Here is a 6,403-nt window from a genome sequence, read left to right as displayed (position 1 = left end):
GATGTTGTTTTACCGATTGTTGCAGCAGGCTGTTGCAACTGAACCGGTGACTTACGAGAACGTCGTTGTGAGGAAGGCTAAGGAGGAATAAATGAGAGGTGGAGCTAAATGGATACCCCTTATACATAAACAGTATTTGTTTTGGCCCTAAAAATCAAGCGAACCACCAATATGCTTTCAGTTATACTTGCCAGCGAATTGAAAAAGGAACAGGTAACAATGAGTATCGGCAGCTGGACCCCAGAAAACGAAAAAGCAAAACTGGAAATTGAACCGGAATGGTTGCGCCGTTGCCTTAGCCTAAGTGGCGATGCTGCACTGGCGGCACTGCCCTCGCCTTTTACCGAAGCAGAACAACAGCAGTACAGCGCGTTTATGCGCTTCTCACCGGAACACTGGCAACAAGCAGTAGCCTCATTTAGCAATGATGAGCTGCGCACACTGATGCGCTTTTTTGCCGTGGCCGAATGGCGAATTTCAGGTTGGGATGCTGGCGATCAATCACCGGTTATCTGGATCAACCGGGTTTTACGCCAGCGTGGAGAGAAGCTAACTCGAGAAGAGCTATTGTGGCTGCGCGCCAATAGTGAAAATCGATTTATTCCCAATGGCGCGCTCTAGGGAAGCCCAGCTTTAGCTTTTTTTATTTTTGCTGTTGATCAAATTTAGCCAGTTGATCTGGACTGGCTTCTTTCTGATACAAATCCTTCCACTCTGAATACGGCATGCCATATATCCGCTCCCGAGCCTGATCGTAATCAACACTGACGCCAACTTCCTCAGCTGCGGCAGCATACCACTTTGACAAGCAGTTGCGACAAAATCCCGCGAGGTTCATCAGCTCAATATTCTGCACATCTTTTCTGGAATCCAGATGGGAAAGCAGTCGGCGAAAAACCGCCGCTTCAATTTTTTCTTGTTGCAATTCATCGCCTTTTTGCATCTTTTTCACCTTTGTTTGCAAAAGTCCCTTTTTATTATCGCAAATTTTGCTATGTTAGGTTCTGTCTGTAACTGGACAAAATTTGAACGAAGGTAGTACTTTCTTTTTAACGCGCCAGGATTCCTGGCCGAGATTATTGAGGTCGATACCATGGCTAGCAAAATGGATCCTGTTGCAATGATTAACAAAGAAATTGCAGCATTAGAAGATAAACTAGAAAAGCTGCGCGAACGCCTTATGTCTGACGCAGACAAAGCGCTAGAAAAAGCAAAAACACAGGCAGAAAAAGCCAAAGACAAACTGAAGTCCGAACAGACCCGCCTTAAAGATCTGCAACAAAAAGCCAAGGCGAAAATGGATGCCCGCATTAAAACACAACTGGATAAAGCCCATTCCGCCGTGGAAATGGCGAAAGATCTAGAAGTGGATGCCCGCGCCGTTATCATTATGGCCAAAGACCAACTCAACGATCTGAAAGAAGACTACAAACGCGCCAAAGCCTTAGCAAAAGCTGCTCAAACTGCCGCTAAGGATTTTGAAAAAACCAACAAAAAGCCCGCAGCTAAAAAAACGCCTGCAAAGAAGGCTCCTGCTAAAAAAGCACCAGCTAAAAAAGCGGCCCCTAAAAAAGCCGCAGCTAAAAAAGCGCCTGCAAAGAAGGCACCTGCTAAAAAAGCACCAGCCAAAAAATCACCTGCGGCATAAGCGCGACACTTTTTCTCTTTGAGAAAAACAAAAAGGCAGCCGTGGCTGCCTTTTCATTTACTGCTGACTTTATTTACCGCTGATTACCCTTAAGTTTACAAATCCCCAAGCACGAAATCGCCGCCAGACGTTTGCAATACACATTGCCCATTATGCTCTACCGCCTCTTCGACAAGCCGATAGAAACAAGCGCGATTCACTCTCGCCGCTAAGCCGTGTTCAAGAACAACAGAAGGTTGTGGCTGACCACTCTCATCGGTTTCAACAAGCAGTTGATGAGTGCTATTCAGCTCGTACCAGGTGTCGACATTGGTCTTAACCAATAGGCGATTATTGGCCTCTTCAGAGCGAATATAGTCGGTAATGAGCAAGGGAAGATCGTCGACACGAATACGCCACTTTTCTACTGGCGTAAGCAGATAATACTCACCGTCTTCCTCGCGCCGCAATATGGAGGCAAACAGTTTGACCAACTCATGCCGGCGAATTTCTCCACCTTCATGTATCCAACGACCATCCGCAAGGATCTGAATATCAATATCACCACTCAGCGCAGGGTGCCATTTCTCGATGGGAGGGCGCCCCTTGTGCGTGGCTAATAATTTTTCTATGTCGTCGAGCGCAGTCATGTCTGCCTCCCGCGTCTGCTCAATGAGCTCAGGCGATCAATCGTACATTGACCACGCCATCCAAGCCGCGAATTTTATCCAGTAATGCAGTATCCGGTTTCGCGTCTAGATCTATCAAATTATAGGCAATTTCTTCGCGGCTTTTATTCAGCATATCGTGAATATTAATATCGGCATCAGCCAAAATATCCAACACACTACTGAGGATTTTTGGCACATTACGGTTGCTGATCGCCAAACGCGCGGCACCACTGCGCTCAAGATACAAGGCCGGGAAGTTCACTGAATTGCGGATATTCCCGTTCTCCAGAAAATCGACCAATTGCTCAGAGGCCATGACCGCGCAATTATCTTCTGCTTCATCGGTGCTGGCGCCAATATGCGGCATCAGAATCACGTCACCACCGGTTCTTGCAATTAAGTTCGGCGTGGGGAAGTCAGTAATAAATTGACGCAGTTTGCCGCTATCCAGCGCGCTTTCCACAGCGGCCACATCCACAATTTCTTCCCGCGCGAAGTTCAACAAACAAGCACTTGGCTTACAGTTCGCCAGCAAATCGGCATTCACCAAACCGCGTGTCGAATCCAACACCGGCAGATGCAAGGTAATGTAATCAGCGCGCGCAAATAAGCTGCTGATATTTTCCATACGCTGCACTGAGCTAGGCAGGCGCCATGCGGCGTCGACTGAAAGAGCCGGATCGTAGCCTATCACTGACATACCTAAATCCAAGGCCGCACGAGCAATCATTGAACCAATAGCGCCAAGACCAACAATACCTAGTGTTTTTCCGCTAAGCTCATTGCCTTTAAAACGCTTTTTCTCTTTTTCCAACAACTTGGAAAGCTCGGCGCCATCCTGCATGTCGCCAAGGCTTTTCACATATTCAATACCGGGCAGAATGCCACGCGACCCCAAGCTTAGGCCGGCAATGACCAATTCTTTTACCGCATTGGCGTTGGCGCCGGGGCTATTGAAAACGGGAATACCGCGCTCAGTACAGTGCCCAACTGGAATATTGTTGGTGCCGGCTCCGGCACGGCCAATCGCTTTCACAGAGGGTGAAATTTCCTCAGCAGCGAGCTTGTGACTACGCAGCAAAATGGCATCTGGGCTGGCAAATTCACTGGCGATTTCAAAACGATCACGGGGAAAACGCTCAAGACCCACCACAGCGATTTGGTTAAAGGTCAGAATTTTGTACACGATATAGCACTCCTAGTTTGACGCTAGACTTACGGATAGAAGATATGAGAATTGGCAGGACTAGCCTGCCATTAAGCCCGACGGGCGATAAATTGCGAGTGAACACGACTCAAGGCGTCAATCGCCTCTTCGGTAGAGTTTAATGTTCTAATTTCAGCAAAGGAGCTGGCTTGAAAACAGCGGATATTAGCAAGCTCACCTTTCAATGCCAGCGCTGCCGTGTGGCTGTCGTTCTGTCCTAGCAAGCGAAATTGCCAAAGATCTTTATCTGGACCATCAAATCCAATTTGCTCGCCATCCAGCAGCATAGAAAAATCTTGCAATGATACCGACAAGCCTTCTCCACGGGCTTTTAACCACGCTTCTTTTAAGGTCCAGTAACGGAAAAACTGCGCAAGCTGCCCCGCCTCAGGCTGTGCACGTAACGCTTGTAGCTCAGCCTTTGATAAATAATCATCGGCCGCAGCCAGCATACCGGCACTATCGGGATGGCTTTCAATATCCACCCCAACATCGTCGCGCGCGACGGCGCAAATACTAATACCCGCACTGTAGGCCGTATTAAAATGCAAATCGTGCCCAGCCGCCTCACGTAACGCCCTTGCCGAGCTGTCACCGAGTTGTGGCTTACCAAATTGATTAACCGAAAAATCCACGGTTTGCGGAGTAAAATCCCCATATACCGCTAACACGCTGCGCAGCATGGCACGGTTCAAAATAAAATCACGATGCTGTAAGGGATTGAGTAGCTGATCGCTCTGGGCCTGTTCTTCGGAAGAAAGCAGAGCCTTATGCTCGGCTAACTCCCGTTGTAATCGAGGGTCATCGGTACTGAAAAACCAGAGGTCGACCTGCCCAGCTTGCAGAAAAAAGCGGTCCATAGTTGTGACGTTCATTATTGTTATCCTTTGACCACCCCTCCTTGGGCAGTCTTTTAATTAATCTTGACCTCAGCATTGCTCCAAAGGCTATTGAAGTAGGCTGAAAATTGCTTAGAGGCCTGGCTATTGGCCAGCGTATTTTGCAATTCCTTACGCACAGTACCGTCAATGCTTTGAAGCTGGCCGGGCTCAACATCGATCAAGCTCACCGCCACCCAGTCACCATTATCCTGTTTCAAGGTCGCCACGCTGTGCGCATCTGCTAGAGGCTTAGTCATGCTAAAGACTTTCTTCAGCAGGTTGCTATCCACACCTAGTTTATTGCGTTTAGCATCGATCACCGCTTCCCAACTCAGGACTTCGTCCTTCGCCAGTTTTTCCGCAGACTGGCCCGCAGCCAACTTTTCTGCCAATGACTTGGCTTTTTCTTCTGCCAAACGAAACGCATTATCGCGTTTAATCGCTTTGACAATTTGCTCACGCACTTGTTCAAGCGGTAAAGCTTCAGGAGCCTGATACTCATCAACGTGTAATACGAGGTATTGGCCTTCGCTTAATTCCAATACTTCGCTATTTAATTTTTGCTCGCGCAATTCAGCGTTAAACGCCGCTTTGCGAACGGACTCATGCGCAAACAACCCGGAAGTCTCTGAGCGTGACAAAACTGAAGACTGCTGTACTTCTAGACCCAGCTCCTTCGCCGGCATTACGAGACCTTCCGCGTTAAACACAAGGTCGCGAAGCTCTTCTACTGCAGCAATCAATTTTGGCTGGGCGTTTTGGTGTTCTAAACGCGCTTTAATTTCATCGCGCATCTCGGCCAGGCTTGGTAATTCAGGCTCACGCACACTTAGGAGCTTGATCAGGTGGGTGCCGGCATCGGTCACAACAGGAGCAGAAACATCGCCCACATTTAAATCTAGTAGCGCGGCTTCGAAGCTCTCGGGGAAACTATCGCCGCTGGTAAAACCCAGTACGCCACCTTCCTCTGCCGAACCGAGGTCACTTGAATTTGCTTTAGCCAGCGCTGCGAAGTCAGCACCGCCAGCCAACTCGGCTTGAACTTTGGCAATACGCGCCGCCAAAGCTTCTGCCGATTCACCATCCTGCTGTTCAAACAGGATATGCGCGACTTCGCGCTCGGTTTTCACTTGAGAAGATTCGATAACGCTTTGATATTCGCGCTCGATATCTTGCTCAGAAACCGGCTCGATAAATTGCGCCTCATCCAGCTCGATATAAGAGAAACGTACTTTTTCATCACTCAGGTATTGCTGGCTATTGGCCTGATACCAAGTAGAAACCTCTGCGTCGCTGACTTTTAAACCAGACTCAATGGGTGCCAGAGGCACAGTGATGTATTGAAAATCACGAGTTTCGTGCAGCAATTTAGCCGCCTGTTGTAGCTGTGCCTCAGTCACAAAACTACTGCCAGCAATCGCATCAGAAACCTGCTGTACAGTCAGATCAGAGCGCAACATTTGCTTGAAGAACGCGCTGCTATAACCCTGGAAGCGCAAAATTTGCTCGTAGCGCTGCTGGGAGAAACGACCGTCCTCCATAAACTGGGGCATGGTCACAATCAAGTTATTGAGCTGCTGATTGGAAACCGTCATTCCGGCCTCGTCAGCAACTTGCAGTAATAATTGTTGCTTGATGAGCGCATCTAGAGCGGGTTGACGCAACAGGCTGTCATCCAACATTGAGGGATCAATATTATCGCCCATCATGTTAAGCAAGCGGCGCTTTTGCAGCGCAACGGCTTGTGCCAAAGCCTGTTGAGAAATCTTTTCGCCATTCACCACCGCTGCCGGTGTTTGGGAGGAGGTATTGAACAGACTATCGATACCAAAAAGAGCGAAAGGAACAACGATAAGCGCAATAACCACCTTAGCAGCCGTGCCTTGGATATTGTCGCGGATATTCTGCAGCATGAATAAAGTGTCCAGTAAAAAATAAAAAAGCGCATCTCGCGATGCGCCTTTCTGTGAGGTAACGAACTACCTCGGTATGTCGTACTTAAACGCTAAGCACTTAC

General features: G+C 48.4%; 7 protein-coding genes. 2 read left to right on the top strand and 5 right to left on the bottom strand.

What is annotated here, in order from left to right:
• Positions 1-219 precede the first annotated feature (219 nt).
• Entirely contained in the window at positions 220-621 is a 402-nt protein-coding gene (locus IB286_RS11825) for a hypothetical protein (RefSeq protein WP_190765780.1), read from the top strand.
• A 22-nt stretch (positions 622-643) separates the two neighbouring features.
• Here the strand turns inward: IB286_RS11825 and IB286_RS11820 are convergent, their stop codons facing one another.
• Positions 644-943 (bottom strand): DUF1244 domain-containing protein, encoded by a 300-nt coding sequence (locus IB286_RS11820; RefSeq protein ID WP_190765779.1) that lies wholly within the window; start codon positions 941-943, stop codon positions 644-646.
• A gap of 150 nt (positions 944-1,093) precedes the next feature.
• On the opposite strand from IB286_RS11820, the gene IB286_RS11815 reads away from it, so the two are divergent.
• On the top strand, positions 1,094-1,648 hold the full coding sequence (locus tag IB286_RS11815) for a hypothetical protein (protein ID WP_190765776.1): 555 nt from the start codon (positions 1,094-1,096) through the stop codon (positions 1,646-1,648).
• A gap of 95 nt (positions 1,649-1,743) precedes the next feature.
• On the opposite strand, the gene IB286_RS11810 is transcribed toward IB286_RS11815, so the two are convergent.
• From IB286_RS11810 to IB286_RS11795, 4 genes are all read right to left on the bottom strand, one after another.
• Positions 1,744-2,277, bottom strand: a complete 534-nt coding sequence (locus IB286_RS11810; protein ID WP_190765775.1) for a DUF1285 domain-containing protein — start codon at positions 2,275-2,277, stop codon at positions 1,744-1,746.
• Positions 2,278-2,305: 28 nt separating this feature from the next.
• The gene (locus tag IB286_RS11805) at positions 2,306-3,484 is read right to left on the bottom strand and encodes a phosphoglycerate dehydrogenase (protein WP_190765773.1); all 1,179 of its coding nucleotides are present in this window, start codon (positions 3,482-3,484) and stop codon (positions 2,306-2,308) included.
• Between the two features lie 71 nt (positions 3,485-3,555).
• The gene (locus IB286_RS11800; RefSeq protein ID WP_190765771.1) at positions 3,556-4,380 is read right to left on the bottom strand and encodes a 4'-phosphopantetheinyl transferase family protein; all 825 of its coding nucleotides are present in this window, start codon (positions 4,378-4,380) and stop codon (positions 3,556-3,558) included.
• Between the two features lie 38 nt (positions 4,381-4,418).
• On the bottom strand, positions 4,419-6,299 hold the full coding sequence (locus tag IB286_RS11795) for a SurA N-terminal domain-containing protein (protein ID WP_190765769.1): 1,881 nt from the start codon (positions 6,297-6,299) through the stop codon (positions 4,419-4,421).
• Positions 6,300-6,403 lie beyond the last annotated feature (104 nt).

The sequence above is a fragment of the Spongiibacter pelagi genome (assembly GCF_014705705.1).
GTDB lineage: Bacteria > Pseudomonadota > Gammaproteobacteria > Pseudomonadales > Spongiibacteraceae > Spongiibacter > Spongiibacter pelagi.
This window is presented reverse-complemented; position numbering and strand designations above follow the sequence as displayed.